Here is an 18,640-nt window from a genome sequence, read left to right on the forward strand (position 1 = left end):
AGTGATTTGTAAGGTGACGTAGTACATTTAAATTGAAAGTCTTAGCGCGATCGCCTTCTTCATCACTCCTATAAAAGTATTCCCAAATAAGTACCAGCCTGTAACACTCATCACCTGTTCACAAGTGCAATGGCATCGGTAATGAGTAACGAGAAATCAGAATGATTTTTTATGAAGCGTCAGTCTATAGGGATTCTCAGAAGAAAAATACTCAAGCTAACTTGTTGCAGCTGCTTTGTTTCCATTCTGGCTGCCATTTTTGCTGCCGTTACCGTTCACACTAGCAATGAATGACGGTTGCTGTGAACTGGGAACTGCTGACTCGCCTCGCAGTCCCTTGCGGCGCTGGTTCTTAAGAACACCTCCCGCCATACCGTACTCCACACTGCTTTTACCATATTGAGTAGCAACTCCCAACAGCATGTGCTCTGCCATATCTGCCAACTCGCGCTCTGTTTCGAGCATTTCATAGTACAACTTATCAAGGTTGGAAAGAGCAGTATTGTATAAATTTTCTCTAGTTCGCATCGTCTCAATTAAGCTTGAGAAGGCCGGTAGGGTGAGTCCATTGCCTACATTTAAATTCGGATCAATTGAGTTGATGCCAGCAGCACGACGCGCTGCTTTTTCTAACACCTGAGACGTTCTTTTTCTCCGAGCCATGATATAAACCTTGTAATCCAGTACGGTTAATATTCTTTACTTTAAAAAACTTCCGTATCGATCGGCTTGAGAAAACTCCAGCAATTATGCAATGGTTTTTGTTACATAGCGATGGTTGTCATGAATGCGCGATATACCGAAATGAGAAAGCAATCAAGCTTTTGAGAAAACAATATGTCTTTTTGCTTGCTGAATCTACTGAAATGAAAAAGCAATTAAGCAGTTTGAGAAAGAAATATGGCTGTTTACTTACTGAATCTACCGAAATGAATACGCGATATACCGAAATAGGAAAGCAATTAAGTTTTTGAGAAAGTAATATGTCTTTTTGCTTGCTGAATCTACCGAAATGAGAAAGCAATCAAGCATTTTGAGAAAGCAATATGGCTTTTTGCTTGCTGAATCTACCGAAATGAGAAAGCAATCAAGCATTTTGAGAAAGCAATATGGCTTTTTGCTTGCTGAATCTACCGAAATGAGAAAGCAATCAAGCATTTTGAGAAAGCAATATGGCTTTTTGCTTGCTGAATCTACCGAAATGAGAAAGCAATCAAGCATTTTGAGAAAGCAATATGGCTTTTTGCTTGCTGAATCTACTGAAATGAGAGAGTAATCAAGCATTTTGAGAAAGCAATATAGCGGTTCTCGTTTACGTGAGGTACACCCGTAAGGGCACGGCACTGCCGTGCCCCTACACCTGGCGATATGATGTTGTACCGCATCTGAGTGGGAACTATATGCTTGATTGCTTATTGAAATCAACTTGAGCAGGTATTAAAACCTTCACAAGCTTTGTCTATCAAGGAATGAGTCATTATTAAATTTCTGCGGCAGAATCAGATCTGTTGTTCACTGTTAGACGCTCAAGGAGGGTTCTAGGGCTAAAGTTTTTGTCAGATCAGCAAGGAGAATGCGATCGCAGAGGTTAAACAATTCTACCTCGGTCTGGGTCTGTCGCATCAGCCGCAGGAAATGACCCTCAGCGTCAACACTCAGGGCAATGTAGTTGAGGAACATTTTGAGGTAGCCTACACGCGATCGCTCTGGCATAGTTGCCGCAGTGGGGGTTTGCCATAAACGATCAATATAGTTGCGTACTTCTACTAAAGGAACGGGCGTGATTGGCTCGAAGCGCAAAGCCTGCCGAATTTGGTTAAAAAGCCAAGGATTCCCGATCGCCCAGCGTCCCACCATCACACCCGCCGCACCTGTTTGAGAAAGCACTTCTTGGGCAGTTGTCGCAGAGTTAATATTGCCATTGGCAAGCACTGGACAATTGACTCGTCTGACCGCTTCACCGATCAAATCATATTTCACTGCCCCGTGGTACATATCTTTCACTGTGCGACCATGCAAACTCAGCAAATCAATGCTGTGGCGATTGATGATATCTAGAATTTCGTAAAAGTTATCTGTATTTTCAAAGCCTACGCGCATCTTGACCGTCAAAGGTCGATCGTTGATTGCTTGCCGCAGTTCTCCTAAAATCCGATCCACTTTTTCTGGTGAGAGCAGCAATCCACCCCCAACCTTTTTGCGATAGATTCTAGGTGCTGGACAGCCCATATTCAAGTCAACTCCAGCGATATTATAGTTGCAAAGTTCCTTTGCTGTTCTTACCAAGTCTGGAATGCTTTCGCCAATCATTTGAGCAAAAACAGGGCGACCCGTGTCGTTTTCGGTGATTGCTGCCAGAATGCTACGATTGAGGCGTGAGGTATCATTGACGCGGAAATACTCGGTGAAAAAGTAGTCAGGACTGCCGTAGTGGGCAATAACCTTCATAAACCAAAGGTTTGTCACATCCTGCATGGGCGCTAGAGCGGTGAGGGGTAAGTATGGATAGAGCGAATGGGGGAGCGATACCTGGGACGACATAGAAATGAAGAGCGTTCGACAAAGCATCACTCTATCAAATTCAGGAAAATAGTGCTTACATTCGGTAAAAGCAGATACTCAAGATGTATCCAGCAAAAACCTTCGCCTTCACCAGCCTAGCTATGCCCAAAGACTTCTCGTGTCAGAGCAAGAAAGAGAGGTCGTTCTTTCAAACAGCAGTGCTCTTGCTAATCTTGGTCGATTGTTATCGTAATGGACTACGCTCCACCTACCTTAAGAGCGATCGCTTCTTAGTCTCGCTCAAGAAGCAGCCCAAAAGTTATAGAGGTGTCCCAGAAGGCTGTTGCACCCTATTGTTAACAGTTTTTGGTTCTACAAAAGCTTCTCTACCTGTAATCAATCTAGAGCGACGATTACGAGTGATATAATTCCACGCCCACTGAAATACTACTAGTAATTTAGTGTCAAACTCGATTAAGAAGTAGATGTGAACTAGTAGCCAAAATGCCCAAGCAATGAAACCTGTGAGTTTGATTAAGCTTAAATCTACAACAGCTAAATTTTGCCCAATCATCGCCAAACTACCCACATCGTTGTAATGAAATTGTGGCAAAGTCTTACCTTGAAGCCGTCGTCGAATTAGTTTACCTACATACTCTCCTTGTTGTTTAGCTACAGGTGCAACACCAGGTAAAGGTTTAGCATCTTGATGGGAGAAGTTGGCTAAATCTCCAATTACGAAAATGTTGTCATAACCCTCGATAGACAAGTCAGGTTCTACAATTACACGCCCAGAGTAATCGCGCTCTACACCTGTAGTTTCTGCTAAGACTTTCCCCATTGGGGAACCTTGAACACCTGCTGCCCACAAGATAGTTTTTGAGGCAATTTCTGTAAATTCATTGTCTTGCTTGAAAGTAACAATATCACCTTCAATATTTGTCACTCTGGTGTGAGTGTGGAGTTCTACACCTAACTTTTGCAAAGATACTGCTGCTGATGCCGATAACTCTGGCACCATGTGTGGGAGGATGCGAGGGCCCCCTTGTAATAGTAAAATTTTCGTTTCTGAGGTGTCGATACTGCGGAAATCTTCTTTGAGAGTTTTGTATGCCAATTCTGCGATCGCACCTGCTAACTCTACACCAGTCGGGCCACCCCCCACAATCACAAAACTCAACCAAGCACGACGTTTTTCGGGATCAGTTTCTTTTTCTGCTGCTTCAAATGCGCCAAATATCCGGCGACGCATTTCTATCGCATCTTCCACAGTTTTCAAGCCAGGAGCAACTTCTTCCCAATGATCCTTACCAAAATAGGAATGGTTAGCACCTGTGGCAACAATTAATGTGTCATAAGGTACTACTTCATCACCCAAAATAACTTGTTGCGCTTTTGGATCAATATCATGTACTTCTCCCAACAACACCTTTGTATTCTTGCTTTTGCTGAATACAGATCGCAATGGTGCGGAAATATCAGAAGGTGATAGCGTACCTGTGGCAACTTGATATAAAAGCGGCTGAAATAGGTGAAAGTTACGTTTATCAATGAGAGTAACATTTACATTCGCTGCATTCAGACCCTTTGCTGCATACAGTCCACCAAAGCCACCACCAATGATAACAACCTGATGTGGTGCATTTTTATCAAGTGAGACTTCCATAAGAAATATTGCCTTGTGTTAAGAACTTGTAACTATTCTTAACAAAGATGTAACAGCATTATGATAGAGGTTGCTGTTTATTTAGAACAATTGAAAAAATCATAAAAGTAGTCAAAGTTAGTTCTTACCCTACAAAGAAAATCCCTGTTGTTTTACTCGATTGGAACAGCTTGGTATAAGGTGACTCTCGAAGCGCACACCTCTCCAGCACCAAGTTAAAACAAAAACTACTTGCGCCGTTCTGTACTGACACCTTTTTTGCTTCTGTTTGAAATTATCACAAACAGAAGACTCAACATTGTACCAAGGCATTCTATTATCTATTTTATTTTCCTAAGCACTATCAACCGTTTTATTTTCAAGGTAGGTCTAGACACTCAAAAAAAATTTCTTTAGGGACACTTGGCTGCATTCGTTAGGCAGTATAGGATTTTACTTTAATTGCTTGTGTCTATGCTTAAACTTCAAGCAAAGGGAGGGTGACGGTAAAGGTTGTGCCAACTCCAACTTGACTATCGACTATAATATCGCCTCCGTGTGCATCGACACATTTTTTGACGATCGCTAGCCCCAAGCCAGTACCAGGGATGTTTCCCACATTGTCTGCACGTCGGAAAGGCTGAAATAGTCTCTTTTGGTCTTCTTTAGGAATACCAATTCCCCAATCTTGAACTCGGAAAATTACCGCTTTTTCCTCACCAATTAGTTCAAAGCGCACTATGCCGCCCGGTAGTGAATACTTAATTGCATTGCTCAGTAAATTGCCCAAAATGTGCCGCAGCAAGCTTTCATCCCATAATGCTTCGTCTAATTGCCCAAAACTGGTGAACACTAAATTCACATGCTTATCACTTGCCATTAATCGAACTTCTTCGACCATTTGGCGGCAAAAAGCTTCTAAATCTAAGCAGATGAGTTCATACCCCAGCCTACCAGAATCAGCTTTCCCAATGAATGTAACTTCATCCAAGAGCTTTGCCATATTTTTGATTGCCGAGCGAATCATTTGTAAATGATTCAGTTTTTTCTCTTTGGTCAATCTTTCATCCTGGTTTTGTAGCAAACCAGCAGCCAAGAGAATAGTATTTAGGGGATTGCGGATGTCATGGGAGAGCATCGAGACAAATTCAGATTTAAACTGGTTGAGTTCATTGGCTTTCACCAGTTCCGCAGTTCGTTCTTCAACCCGAATTTGTAACGTCTCATTGACCGTGCGTAATGATTCTAAAACCTGCTTGCGCTCGATCGCATAACGTAGCGATCGCACCAACACATCTACATTTACCTGGCGCTTGACTAGATAATCTTGTGCCCCCTGCCGGACTGCCTCAATTGCCAGTTCTTCATCATTTGTATTAGTTAGGACAACAATTGGGATGCTTGGCGCTTGACTAATTAGCGGAGGTAGAGATGATAATCCTTGGCTGTCAGGTAGAGTTAAATCTAACAAAATAACATCATAATTATACTGACTTAGTTCCTGAAATGCTTCCCCCAATCGCTTCACATGAACCAGAGTAAACTCTTGGGACTGGGCTTGCGCCAGAAACTCTTGTAACAACCTTGCATAAGCTAGGTTATCCTCAATTAACAAGATTTTTACTGAGTAGCTCACAACCATAATCTTCGGGTTTCACCCCCTATTGCTCCTCTATCTTGTAATTAATCATTTGTCATTTGTCCCCTTGTCTCCCCCTGCCTCCCCTACCTCCTCTGCTCTCCCTGCTTCCCCTGTTCCCTCTGCCTCACTCCGATGGTAGCGTCACAGTAGAGAGCCAAAAATCTTCAATACTCTTGACGATTTGAAATAATTGGTTGAGGTTGCGAGATTTAGTGATATAGCAATTTACATGTAAATTGTAGCTATGAAAAATGTCATCCTCATTTTTTGAGGTTGTTAGCACAACAACTGGAATACGCTTTAGTACTGGGTCGGCTTTTATTTCCGCCAGTACTTCTCGACCATCTTTTTTAGGCAAATTCAAATCCAGCAGGATGAGGTCAGGGCGCGCTGCATCAGCATATTCACCTTCTTGGCGTAAATAAGCCATAGCATCTATGCCATCCCTGACCGTTACCACTTGGTAAGGCACTGAACTATTTTTCAATGCTTCTTGGATTAAGCGAATGTCAGCTTTATTGTCCTCGACCAAAAAGATGGTTTTGTGTTTTTCTCCCGTTTCTACGCTCAAGTTCGCGTCCTCCAACTGGAATCGTAAAGAAGAAGGTTGCGCCTTCACCCAGTTCTGACTCTACCCAGATTCGCCCTCGGTGACATTCGACAATCTTCTTACAGATGGCTAAACCCATACCTGTACCAGTATATTCATCCCGCGTGTGTAAGCGCTGAAAGATGACGAAAATGCGATCGCTAAATTTTGGGTCAATGCCAATACCATTATCCCGAACTGAGAACAGCCATGCATCTTCTATCCTTTCTGCTCCCAGATGGATTTGTGGCGGCTGGTCACTGTGGAACTTAATAGCGTTACCGATGAGGTTTTGGAATAGCTGCATCAGTTGGGTGCTGTCAGCCATGACTATTGGTAAGGGATCGTGAGTGATAATAGCGCCAGTTTCATTAATGCGTTGACGCAAATTGCCCAACGCCCGATTTAAGGCTTTCTCTACGTCGGTCATTTGAAATGCGATCGCTTGCATATCCACTTTCGAGTATGCCAGCACATCATCAATCAACGTCTGCATCAGGCTAACTCCCTGCACAGCGTAACTAATAAACTCCTGAGCATCTTCGTCAAGTTCTTCGCTATACCGCATCTCCAACAGCTGCACGTAATTCACAACTTGATTGAGTGGTTCTTGCAAGTCATGGGAGGCGACGTAGGCAAACTTTTTCAATTCGGCGTTAGAACGTTCTAAATCCTGCGCTAACTGGGCTAGTTCATCGGCTTGACGCAGCACAATATTAACAATTGCTTTCCGCAGTTCTAATGCTGCTTTAACTTCGACATCTTTCCAAGGTAAAGATGTCAAGCGAACCGTTTCTTTCCACAGTTCAAATGATTTGCGTGGACATAGGCGAACATTTCCTTCTGACTGGCTAATTTCAAACGCTTTATTAGGATCGCCACCCCAATTTACAGTTTGAATTACTTCCGGTCGGAACCACAAAACATAATTTCGCTTGGCGATGGGAATCGCTAACAAACCACTGGCGACATTTTTAAAACTTTCGGCATCTGGATAAATGTGTGGTAGAGAATCTGTATAGAATACTTCTTCCTCAACATTATTCTTAAGCCATTGGACTAAAAAATTCAGGTCTTCTTCTCTAGGTGTTTCACCGACTACTGTGCAATTTCCTCCAAAACACACAGCTGCGCCTTGAGCGCTGGCCAAATCTAAAAGATACTGCGGGTTTTTAACTAAACCATCAATGAAGTTTTCTTCTTGAGACATGTATTCAATCAAGACTGATTGAAGGTGTGTCAGATTTATCCGGTGATAGTAGTCTTGAGTCTCTTCTCTAGCAGAGATTTCTGCAAATATTACTCGCCCCAAAAATTCGCAAGCTTTACGCAATTCGTAAGAAACATATTTAGGAGACTGATGATGACAAGCAATTAGCCCCCAGAGTTTTTGGTCTTTAATTAAAGAGATCGTCAGCGACGCACCAACACCCATATTATGCAAGTACTCCATGTGACATGCAGCAGCACTTCTGAGAATAGAGTTGGTTAAATTAATCGGGCGATCGCTAATTGGATTATTGACAGGAAAAAGTTTTACTGGCTGAGAATAAGAATCTGGGATGATTCTGATCGAATTGGCGGCAAATAATTTTCTCGCTGGTTTGGGAATATCTGACTCTGGGTAATGTAGTCCTAAGTATGGTTCTAGGCTTTCTAGTTTTTCTTCAGCGACAACGGAACCATGTCCATCATCATCGAATTTATATAGCATTACCCTGTCAAATTCCGTTATTTTCCGAACTTCTTGAACGATAACTTGACAGAAATCACGAAGATTTGCTGTTTTTTCTAGTTGGTTTATGGAGGCTCTAGCAAGGTGATAAAAGCTTAAAAATGGAATATTTTCCTGAGTAATAGCAGGTTCTAATTCCAGAATTAAAAATCCCTCTTGATTGCGGTGAAATATTGCATCAAATACTATGTAATCATCACCTTTTTTTCGCACCCAAACTTTGGTGGGATTGATGAAATCAAGATTTTCCCCGGATAGCCCTGTTTTAATTCTCTCTATTTGAAAGGGATCAAGTAAATCTTCTAGTTTTTTGTGCAACATATTTTCGGGAGCAATTCCGAAAATATTTAATGTATTAGTACTAACTTGTAATATTTTTAGCTCAGGCTCCTCTAAGACTAACAGGACACCATGAGGCTGAATTTGGCTAGAAATATGAATCGGTGCCTCTTTCAAGCTAATTAAATTAATACCTGGGAATTGTAAGTTCATTTCCATGACGATCCTCCTGTGTTGTCCGGGAGCATCAAAACTAGAGTATCTATAATAACGGAGAATGATGAATGTAAGAAATTTTATAATTTTTCATTCAGCATTTTTACTTAGTATCTAATTTCCCATGCCCTGGTGTTGCGTTTTGCAGCCTTAATATCATCTGCTTGCGCTTTGAAAAGTCTAACAGTCGCTAAAGTTACATAGCGATAAGAAATGTGAAATGCATGTGATTAAACAATTCTGTATATGTGTAGATATGTTAAAAAACAGAATTCAGAAGCCAGAATTCAGAATCGCTCAAATTTGGCTGAAGTTAGAGAACGCGAAACATTCCAAACTCAAAAGAAAACTAAAAATCAAACTATCCTCATCAGGTTTACTTGTATTTCATAGTTTGTGACATTAAACCACATACTAACTAAGCATCTGGGGGTGATCACTAAGACATTAGGGGTAATATTGGTCAGCCAGGGATACCAAACAGAGGCAAACAGGGTTAACCCATCGGATATCTAAAGGTAAACTGGGGCTTTGACTATCAGTTTGACTATCAAAACCGCCATTTGTGTTGTTTCTGGAAGTCCTAAAAGGCTGAAAGCCTTGAAGGCGGCACCCGGATTTGAACCGGGGGTGGAGGTTTTGCAGACCTCTGCCTTACCACTTGGCTATGCCGCCACATCATGAAATATAGAGCTTTGTTTTGTCTACTGCTCGATAACTTAAAGATATAAAGAGTATTTAACAATGCTAATTCAACAATAATAGCACAAGTTTAACCTAGTAAGCGCCTAAGTTTGACTTGACTTTTGACTGTTTGACTTTACCAATCGAGCATGACAAAAACATCTGCCTGACGTTAAAATAAATGTATTAAATATTACATAACCAAGCACAAATGCTAAGGAAATTATTACCAGAAATAGCAAAGGTAGTCGGGTTAGAAAATCACCAAATTTTTTGGCAGATGTAAATAATGAAGATCAGTATTCGATATGGCCAGCCAACCGAGAGAATCCCCTTGGCTGGCAGGATGCTGGCAAAACTGGTACGAAAGGACGAAAGAATTTGGGTGCGATCGCACCCAATCAAAAACAGATCAATCTCGTTAGAGATCACTTCTTACACCTTCACTTCATCGGCAAAATTACCCCATCGGACAAAGTGAAATGGTCCAGCGATAGAACCCCAGAGATGTTCATCTGTGTCTAAATCCCTTCCCCGATCGAGGCTAAAAAATTCTTTAGCGTCAATCTCAAATTCGTTATCTAGATAAGTATTTTTGCCGTCACGAACCACAATGCAGCATTTACCAGGTTCAACCCTACCTTTAAAGCTAGTACCTGTCCAATCTACAACCATGTTGCAACCTGGCATTTTTTCCAATTGGTCAACGGATAAAACTTTTAAACGTTCGGGATCACGAGATGCGCCGTAAAATTTTTGTTCTTCCTTGATCGTGTAGTGTTCAATAACAATGTAGTTTTCTGCTGGAATCAACTTCATTACCCGCATCCGGTAGGGTTGATTGAGCATAAAATCATAAGCTTGTTCGAGAAACAAACTTACCCCTGAGAACAACTCCAAGGGAAGGGGACGGATACACACACGAATGTGAGCATACAAAGGCGGATTTTCAAAAGCTTGTTCTTGATTGCTGAAGTCAGCTGCCATCCAGCGGGCTAAGGTGGCGATATCAGTAGAATGAGTCATTACAAGATAATCAAGTAGTTGCTTAAAAATTAACTAGGATTATTTTGACACTCCACAGACTGAAAAAACTGGCTGTGATAACTTCTGGTGCGTCCGCTACGCGTAGCCGAGATCCCTTCGCCCCTGCTTCAGGTAGTAAAGTTTAGAGTAGGCTTTGCCTACGCAATTTTTCATAGTTCCAGAGTTTTAGTTCCAGAGTGCTTAAAATCCCATTGCCTCGGCGACTGCGCCCAGTTTTGCTGCAATCCCCTGTTTAAATTGACTGTGATTGTGTTTAATGGCTGTATCTGGGTCTTTTAGACCATTGCCTGTGAGGACACAAACCACTGTCGCCCCTGTGGGAATTTGGTCTTTCACCTGCAACAACCCGGCTACAGAAGCGGCGCTAGCAGGTTCGCAGAAGATACCTTCTGATGCTGCCAAAAGTCGATACGCATCGAGAATTTCTGCATCGGTAACGGCGTGGAAATTCCCCTGACTTGCGGTTTGCGCTGCGATCGCTAACTCCCAGCTAGCAGGGTTGCCAATACGAATTGCTGTCGCTAGGGTTTCGGGATGTGGTACTGGCTGACCATGTACTAACGGGGCTGCACCTGCGGCTTGAAATCCCATCATTCGCGGTAAGCGATCGCACTTCCCGTTTTGATGATATTGACAAAATCCCATCCAATATGCTGTGATATTTCCTGCATTGCCCACGGGGATGCATACCCAGTCTGGCGCATCACCCAGCACATCAACTATTTCAAAGGCCGCTGTTTTCTGCCCTTCTAGGCGGTAGGGATTGACCGAATTTACCAAAGTTACCGGATAGCTTTCGGACATCTCACGGACAATTTCTAGCGCTTGGTCAAAATTACCTTTAATTGCCAATACTTCCGCCCCGTACAATAATGCTTGGGCTAACTTGCCCAGTGCCACATAACCGTCGGGAATCAGTACAAAGGCATTCATGCCCCCACGCTTTGCATAAGCGGCGGCGGCTGCTGAGGTATTTCCCGTGCTGGCACAAATTACTGCTTTTGCTCCTGCTTCCTTGGCTTTGGAAATTGCCATAGTCATCCCCCGGTCTTTGAAGCTGCCGGTGGGATTGAGACCGTCATATTTTACAAAAACCCGCACTTGTCTACCAATGCGTTCTGCGATCGCTGGCACCGGTATGAGGGGTGTGTTACCCTCCAACAAAGTGACGATCGGTGTTTTTTCGCTGACAGGCAAGTATTCGCTATAGGCTTCTATCAGTCCGGGCCAGGGTTGGCGATGAGATTTAGCAGCAGACAGGCTCAAAGTCACGGGATTTAAAATTTCTTAATGTAAGGATTGGATATTTAGAAAGGGTGGCATAGGGAAGCGCAGGATGGGGAAGAGGAAGAAAGTGAATTTTTCCTTGCCAGTTCCCAGCCCCTTAATTCCAAAAGAATATTACTTAAGAATATTATTTTTTGTGGTGTAGGCGTTTCACTTGCCATTTTTATTTAGAATGTCAGTTTATCATAACCGCCACAGCGACCTTCGGTTTAACAAATTCGGCTGGGGATGCTGACGGAGTGAAAAAAGGTAAAATGCGGTAATAATTAATACAAAAATAATTTACTGACTATCAATTAAGTATTTCTAAATACCGTCGACTGTACAGAAGTTTTGCACAGTTGGGGCGATGTGTTCTCAGGAACACAGCCATTATGTTCACCGTCTCTTATGATTGAACCTAAAAACCATTAGAGTAATTGATTGAAAATATACAATAATTTAATAAAGCTTAAAAGAGCATTATTATAATATTTACTAATGGTGTGAGTTAAGTTGTGGATTTAATTAGCGATGCCTACTTGTTTATCTAGTGTTTCTGATCGCGAGTCCCAGGCTAACTGGGTCAGTAAGTTAACCAAGTCTTATTATCAAGACGATCAGCAAGCTAAATTGATACATTTACAAGCAGAGGTAGATTCTCTGTTGCAGCAGTTGGAAAATCTGAAGCACCAACGTCTGGCCGAAACCAACCAAAAAGAATAAGTAGGTCTTGAAGATAGCGATGTCTACGACGGGCTACGCCTACGCTTTTCCCCTCTCTAATCTAAATTTGAGTAAAGGGTAAATTTGAGTAAGGGCGTGCTATTCAAAGCGCTGATTTTTCTCTGACCAGCGCCTCAAACTGTAGTTATGAGCATTTTCTACTAATAAAGCTAAGGATTGCACGCCTGAAAGCTTGGCGATCGCAGAGAGTCTTTGTAAGTAATTTCCTGTAAAATCAGTGTAAATGACTTCATTACTATCAGACAAAATTATAGTCCGGTCACGCCGTTGCTCTGTGTTTTTCCCCTGAATTTCAGGTGTAGGCTGATTCAAGGATGCTATTGCTTCTACTGAGATAGTCAGTATTATTTCTGGTTGAGCGTTATTTGTTAAATCAATCACTTGAACCGGCCAATCACCCAATTTTTCCTGCATCTGCTCAAAGCTAGGAATACCACCAGCCGGAACTTCACCAGATTGCTGTAAAGATTGCCACAGACTCGATAACATTACCTTCATCCCTTGGGGATTTTGTTGATGCAGTTCTTGTAGAGTAATTGGAGATGGTTGTACCCATTCCAGTGCTGCATTTGTCAAGGCTAAAGGTTTGGGTTGGAGAACATCGTTTTGATTTTCTGGAATTTTTAGGCCAGCAGCTAATAGGCGTAAAACTTTACCCTGTACTTGCACCGCTTTGATAGCGGCTATCGTAATTTTTTGTTCTCCATTTGGTAACCAGACCACAATCTGGATTTCAGGGTCAGAACTGATTCCCAAAGTTTCCCACAAAAATTTGGCGGAAGTTTTGGGTGGGTTCAAATTCTCAAAGGGGGAATTTAACCAGCGTTTCCCGTCATGAAATGCACTCACCTCTACCTGATACCAAACTTGGTTATCTGGGAGTTTCAAGTCTGCTGAGGATGGTTGCAGCCATTCGGTGCTATTAACTTGAGTAATTGATTGCACCGTACCGACAATTTGACTGGGGTGAGTAGAGGATATTTGCGACTTTTTACCCTCACCATTGAGTTTTGCTAACAGACCTTGAATATAGGCAAGGTCATCTTTTGTAATTTTTAGTTGCGCCTTCAACCAAGAATTAGCATGTCCTTCTCCCCGCTGAACAGCTAAAATCAAGGCAAACCAAGCTTGCACCTCTCGTCTATTTGGGTTCACCCGTAACGCTGCTACTGTGCGATTCCACAACCGTTTTTCATCAGCTTTGAGTAGGGTAGCAATTTCTTGGGCATTATGTGGCGACGCTTCAAACACCTGTAAAGCTTTTGCCCAGCGACCATCAATCAAATCTGCTAGCGCTTCTTGACTAGGACTTGCCCAATTTTTCTGGGCTTGGGTTTTAGTAAGTTGGGAGTGCAAGCGAATCAAATCCATTTGCGCTTGCGCTGCCTCTGGCAAAACTCCTTTGCGTTGTTTCTTGATGAATTTCAACCATTCAAAGGCTGGTGTCCACAGTCCACTACGGGCAATTGACAGGGCATTTTGAAATGTAGAATCCTTGAGGGCTGCTGATTGAAGGGTAATCGCTTCCAATTGAATTGGTTTGAGGAATAACTTCAGAGGCTTAACTTGGTAAACCTGTAAGTGCGGTTCTAAACCGACTGTTTGATCAACAACTAACTCTTTTGTACCATCACCAGTTACTTGCTGCCATTTGGGCAATTGTCCATTAGGACTAGTCCAAGACAACATTTGTAATAAGTTTGTGCGTTCTGGATTGTAGTATACGATGTGACCATAGGCGATCGCACCAGTTCCTTGTTGACGTTGACCCCGCAAATTAAACCAAACCCCTGGTAATGGTGTCCCACCTTCAATGCGTTGCACCTCAGTTAAAGGTAGGGGAATATTGATATCCTGAGGTTCTGATATCCCATCAAGCAAGGGAGAAGTCACAAAGGATTCTTCTGGCCCAGTTATAGATAATTGAGTCGCCAGGTAGTAGTAATTTTCTGACCGAGATTTAAACTCTAACTCCTCTGAGCGCTCGTAAACCCTAAGTTCCACAAGTTTTTCACAATCAGATTGACAATTAGCACGCTGTTGAAAAACTGGCAGTAAAAATGAGTTTTCCGCATCCTGATGTAAAGGCAGAGTTTTCCCAAATATTTGGTTTTTTTTACTCAAATCGAGTTGAATTTGTTTGAGAGTTTGGGGGCGTTCATGATTACCTAGGGGGATTTTTGCCCATGCAGGTAAAATTTTATTTAGCCAGCTTACCTGATCTGGATTGAAGATAAAGAGAACACTAATCCAGGCAAAAGCCATAATTAGACTAGCACTACTCAACAAAATTGCGATCGCTAGCGTTGACGACAACCAACTTCCCCGTTTTAGGTTTTTCTGGGGTTTTTTAGCAACACGTTTCATCACACCTGCATGAGGTTTATTTAGTTTAGAGGCTTTTGGCGTCAGCTTGCGTGAGCGATTTGCCATATTAGTTTTCAATCAATCCATTAAATTAGGCATTAGGTATTGGGCATTGGAGATTGGGTATTAGTTATTCACCACGTCCCCACATCCCCGTGGCTCGACCATTCCCCAGTACTTAATACCCTGTTATACTCGCCCTTTCAGAAGTTGCCCAGAAGCATTAAGTCTAATTTGGGACAAAATCCGTAAATTTCCCCATGTGAACGCTAGATGATCGGGAATACACTCTTCACTTAAGTATGTGAACAGAGTGTAAAAAATTGAAAGGTAGATTTATTAGTAGCCGCAGTCATAGCAAAACCTGGATGTTCGCATGGTTACTAATTGCGGGAGTAAATGGAGTTGCACAAAAAGCAATAGCACAAGAGTACATAAACACAATAACTACTCAGGAGTTAAAAGTTAGGAGCCAGGAGACAGAAGTTAAGAGTGATAATATTATTCCCTCATCTCCATCCCTCTCCCCAAAAGATCCGATGGCACAAGTTACATCGGTTTCTCAACTCAAAGACGTACAACCGAACGATTGGGCATTCCAGGCATTACAGTCTCTAGTAGAACGTTATGGTTGTATCGCCGGATATCCAGATAGCAGCTATCGCGGTAATCGTGCGTTAAATCGGTATGAATTTGCGGCCGGTGTGAATGCTTGTCTAGATAGAGTCAACGAATTAATCACTACAGCCACCAGCGATTTAGTCACCCGCGAAGATTTAGCAATATTACAAAAATTGCAGTCAGAATTTGCCCCTGAATTAGCAACTTTGCGGGGTCGTATGGATAGTTTAGAAGCTAGAACCGCCGAAATCGAAGCTAACGAATTCTCAACAACAACCAAACTCAGTGGACTACTGATAGTTGGCATTCAAGGACGCACTAACAATCGTGGCGATGTTAATCCTAGAGATGGACAAAAAGATACAGATGATGCAGGGACAAACGTTAATGTTATGTCTCTGGCGCAGTTGTATTTAACTAGTCAAATCACTCCCAGTAGTTACTTGTTTATAGGTCTTATAGATGGAAAAGGTACTACTGCGCCGAGATTTACCAATAGTGTTTCCCGGAATGATGTTTTACTCGGCTATGAATTTCCTACAAATAGCTTGATTGTAAGTGACCTTAATTTTCATTGGCTAGTGACAGATAAATTAGCAGTGATGGTGGGAACAGAAGGTGTAAGTATGCCAGCTGCTTTCCGAGGCCCCAATCGAGTAGAAAGTGCTGCAACAGGGCCGTTATCTTATTTTGCCCAAAGAAACCCTATTTTAAATATGGGATACGGTCACGGCGGTATAGCTATTGATTGGCAATTTGCTCAACGCGCTAGTTTGCAAGCTATTTATACTAGTTATCAACCAGGAAATCCCGGTCAAAGCAGCGGTTTATTTGATGGAACCACCACTACAGGCGTGCAATTGCTGCTGACACCAACCGATACTCTAGATTTAAGTTTGTATTACGTTAACAATTACTCCTCAGATGGCTGTTTACTAACCTTTGTTGGCGATGAATGCTTAACTACAGTTAATACTACTACAGGAAAATCAGCACCCTTGCAAACCAACGCCGTGGGTGCGACTGTAACTTGGCAAATTTCTTCCCGCATTAGCGCAGGTGCGTGGGGTGGTTATACTAAATCTTACATTCCTGGGCGATCGGGAAATGTAGAGACGACAAATTATATGGTGTTTCTGAATTTCCCTGATTTATTCGCTAAAGGAAATTTGGGAGGAATTTATGTCGGTCAACCTCCTAAAATCACCAGTAGCAACTTACCTTTAGGGAATAATGTCCCTGATTTTGTCAATACAGGTTTAGGACGTGGAGGTGGACAACCAGGGACAACCACTCAAATTGAGGCATTTTATCGTTTCCAGCTAACAGACAACATCAGTATTACACCAGGAATAATTCATCTCTTGGAGCCTGGACATACACCAGATAGTGACTCAGTTACCATCGGGATTCTGCGGAGTACTTTTACTTTTTAATTTCGCTTGCACATAAATATTATTTAACTTATTGAACTTAAGTATTTACAGATGTTTATACCCAAGTGGACGCAACATACAATGAAAATCTCTTTTTAAATATCCTATACTCAATGCCCTATAAACCATGCTCCATTTTCAATTGATATAAAAAAAGGTTTGGCTCATGGCCAAACCTCTATATAAATCCAGTGCATAACAACATCCCGAATTAATTTACTCATTATTATATTCATAGGGCATCTTCCTATAGGATGTGTGCAAATATCCTGAAACCTGATAGAACATTACCTGAGTATCTCTGAATACTAAAATAAAAAATTAATCTGCCATAGGCTAGAGGCTACGACAGATTTATTGAGATGTTAAAGTTAGTAAAATAGTTAGAAAGATTTTTACTTCCAGAACTTGCATCAAAGCGATGTTCCCAACTAGCAATCAAAATAAAAGACGGGATTATTTATCCCGTCTAAATAGCTTGAAAGTAGCAATACACCTTGGACTCTGGAAAAATAGCACAAATAAAATTCAATAGGTTGTAAGGCTAGCAAATAATATGAACAAAAAGAATGCTCGTTTAGTTGACTCTTAATGTTTTAATCATTTGCATTCTAGTCAATTTAACATAGTTTGATTGTAATGTAATGCCAAAATGCCAAATAATGAACAACAAAAAAGACGGGGGTTAGCCCGTCTCCTGTATAATAAGTAAAACATCTTGGTAATTTCTGCAATATATCAAAATACTTTAATCACAATCTGCCAAATTGCCAAATACTTACCAATAAAGCATAAATATTAATTTCTCTGTAGTTAGATATTTTTATCAGCTATAAATTTTGCTCTCGCCAAAAAATAATAGTTACTCAAAGGGTCTAGTTATGAATTGCAACAAGAAAATATAGTTTTATATTGTGGGTAATGAACGTGAATTTGACACCTCATATCGTGTCTGTTTAATTAGCCCAATCAAAAGACCTCTCCTTGGTTTTACTAAACAAAACCTTCCCTCTTTGAATTTGAGAGGGGCTGCCTTTAACTAAGGTTCAAGGCAAGGAGAGGTTCGTCGAACTCACGTTGTTCAGATAATTGCTATATAGTTAGTTAAGCAAAATCAGCCCCACAACATCAGTGGTGCGCCATTCCTTATTAGTATCAACTTAAATCAACAGACAGGAAAAAATCTCATTTCCAGGATCTAAAAAGGAAATGCTGCCTACATCATTTCCGCCGCGAGTCAGGTAGGCGGAGGGGAGCCTCTTAGTGACGCTCTCCCGCTAACCGCAAGCGGTGTAACGCTGTTTTATGACTCTCACGAGATAAAAATCAGAAACATTGGTTTCTGATTTGTTTTTATAAATCTAGGCGTAGGTTGGGTTGAGGAACGTAGACGCAAAGAGGCTTACCGCAGGGTAACCCAACACCAAGAATCCTTGATTTTGTTGGGTTTCACTCTGTTCAACCCAACCTACAAATATTTTATTTTTTCAGAGTAATAAAAGAGCGGTAACGGAAGCATCTAACCTCACGATTAGAGTTTTGATTCACAGGACTGGTATTCCAGTATCTTCCACAGCCTGCAACGATGCGTCCACACCGCCGCTCCTATCATCCCAACGCTGGGAGAAGACTCGCTACCGCTTCTCTGCGAGACGCTACGCGAACGCTATCACCAACGACCCTTACGGGTGTGGTTGGAGTACCCCGGAGATTTTGATGGGCATTCCCAGCCTCTGGCTATTGGTGACAACTTAAGAAAAAGGTAAGCTTGTCAACAGGTGCATCAAGGGAAAAAACGATGGGAAATCCAAGAGTCGGAAACCCAGATCACAAGCGGGATAGAAACATGCCAGCGCCAGAAAAC

13 protein-coding genes, 1 tRNA gene and 1 pseudogene are annotated in these 18,640 nt (G+C 41.9%); 5 read left to right on the top strand and 10 right to left on the bottom strand.

Annotated features, from left to right (window positions below):
- Positions 1-216 precede the first annotated feature (216 nt).
- Entirely contained in the window at positions 217-663 is a 447-nt protein-coding gene (locus H6G92_RS21185) for a hypothetical protein (RefSeq protein ID WP_190895566.1), read from the bottom strand.
- 328 nt (positions 664-991) lie between these two features.
- On the opposite strand from H6G92_RS21185, the gene H6G92_RS21190 reads away from it, so the two are divergent.
- Entirely contained in the window at positions 992-1,276 is a 285-nt protein-coding gene (locus tag H6G92_RS21190; protein WP_190895567.1) for a hypothetical protein, read from the top strand.
- Positions 1,277-1,518: 242 nt separating this feature from the next.
- Here the strand turns inward: H6G92_RS21190 and H6G92_RS21195 are convergent, their stop codons facing one another.
- The 6 genes from H6G92_RS21195 to H6G92_RS21220 all read right to left on the bottom strand — a co-directional run bounded on the left by H6G92_RS21195 (position 1,519) and on the right by H6G92_RS21220 (position 9,283).
- Positions 1,519-2,541, bottom strand: a complete 1,023-nt coding sequence (locus tag H6G92_RS21195; protein ID WP_190895568.1) for a tRNA-dihydrouridine synthase family protein — start codon at positions 2,539-2,541, stop codon at positions 1,519-1,521.
- A 280-nt stretch (positions 2,542-2,821) separates the two neighbouring features.
- Positions 2,822-4,168 carry an NAD(P)/FAD-dependent oxidoreductase gene (locus tag H6G92_RS21200; RefSeq protein ID WP_190895569.1) on the bottom strand — a complete coding sequence of 449 codons (1,347 nt, stop codon included), beginning with the start codon at positions 4,166-4,168 and terminating at the stop codon, positions 2,822-2,824.
- 457 nt (positions 4,169-4,625) lie between these two features.
- Positions 4,626-5,789 (bottom strand): hybrid sensor histidine kinase/response regulator, encoded by a 1,164-nt coding sequence (locus H6G92_RS21205; protein ID WP_190895570.1) that lies wholly within the window; start codon positions 5,787-5,789, stop codon positions 4,626-4,628.
- 124 nt (positions 5,790-5,913) lie between these two features.
- A complete protein-coding gene (locus tag H6G92_RS21210; RefSeq protein ID WP_190895571.1) occupies positions 5,914-6,360 on the bottom strand; it encodes a response regulator in 447 nt (148 codons plus the stop codon).
- Positions 6,305-8,611, bottom strand: coding sequence for a sensor histidine kinase (locus H6G92_RS21215; protein WP_190895572.1), 2,307 nt, complete (start codon positions 8,609-8,611; stop codon positions 6,305-6,307). Before H6G92_RS21215 ends, H6G92_RS21210 begins: the two co-directional genes overlap by 56 nt.
- Positions 8,612-9,212: 601 nt before the next feature.
- Positions 9,213-9,283: transfer RNA gene (locus H6G92_RS21220), tRNA-Cys, on the bottom strand.
- A gap of 282 nt (positions 9,284-9,565) precedes the next feature.
- Between H6G92_RS21220 and H6G92_RS39630 the strand changes: the two are divergent.
- A pseudogene (locus H6G92_RS39630) lies at positions 9,566-9,661 on the top strand (MbtH family NRPS accessory protein); the annotation flags it as partial.
- 66 nt (positions 9,662-9,727) lie between these two features.
- On the opposite strand, the gene H6G92_RS21230 reads toward H6G92_RS39630, so the two are convergent.
- Positions 9,728-10,318 carry a chromophore lyase CpcT/CpeT gene (locus H6G92_RS21230; protein ID WP_190895574.1) on the bottom strand — a complete coding sequence of 197 codons (591 nt, stop codon included), beginning with the start codon at positions 10,316-10,318 and terminating at the stop codon, positions 9,728-9,730.
- Between the two features lie 201 nt (positions 10,319-10,519).
- A complete protein-coding gene (gene thrC / locus H6G92_RS21235) occupies positions 10,520-11,611 on the bottom strand; it encodes a threonine synthase (protein WP_190895575.1) in 1,092 nt (363 codons plus the stop codon).
- Between the two features lie 528 nt (positions 11,612-12,139).
- Between thrC and H6G92_RS21240 the strand changes: the two genes are divergently transcribed.
- Positions 12,140-12,331, top strand: coding sequence for a hypothetical protein (locus tag H6G92_RS21240; RefSeq protein ID WP_190895576.1), 192 nt, complete (start codon positions 12,140-12,142; stop codon positions 12,329-12,331).
- Between the two features lie 99 nt (positions 12,332-12,430).
- On the opposite strand, the gene H6G92_RS21245 is transcribed toward H6G92_RS21240, so the two are convergent.
- A complete protein-coding gene (locus H6G92_RS21245; protein WP_190895577.1) occupies positions 12,431-14,785 on the bottom strand; it encodes a hypothetical protein in 2,355 nt (784 codons plus the stop codon).
- 302 nt (positions 14,786-15,087) lie between these two features.
- Between H6G92_RS21245 and H6G92_RS21250 the strand changes: the two genes are divergently transcribed.
- Together H6G92_RS21250 and H6G92_RS21255 are read left to right on the top strand one after the other, a co-directional pair.
- Positions 15,088-16,776: an iron uptake porin gene (locus H6G92_RS21250; protein ID WP_190895588.1), complete on the top strand. Its 1,689-nt coding sequence runs from the start codon at positions 15,088-15,090 to the stop codon at positions 16,774-16,776.
- A gap of 1,539 nt (positions 16,777-18,315) precedes the next feature.
- Positions 18,316-18,531, top strand: a complete 216-nt coding sequence (locus H6G92_RS21255; protein ID WP_190895578.1) for a hypothetical protein — start codon at positions 18,316-18,318, stop codon at positions 18,529-18,531.
- Positions 18,532-18,640: the final 109 nt, after the last annotated feature.

Source organism: Nostoc foliaceum FACHB-393, from assembly GCF_014698505.1.
Taxonomy (GTDB): Bacteria; Cyanobacteriota; Cyanobacteriia; order Cyanobacteriales; family Nostocaceae; genus Nostoc; species Nostoc foliaceum_A.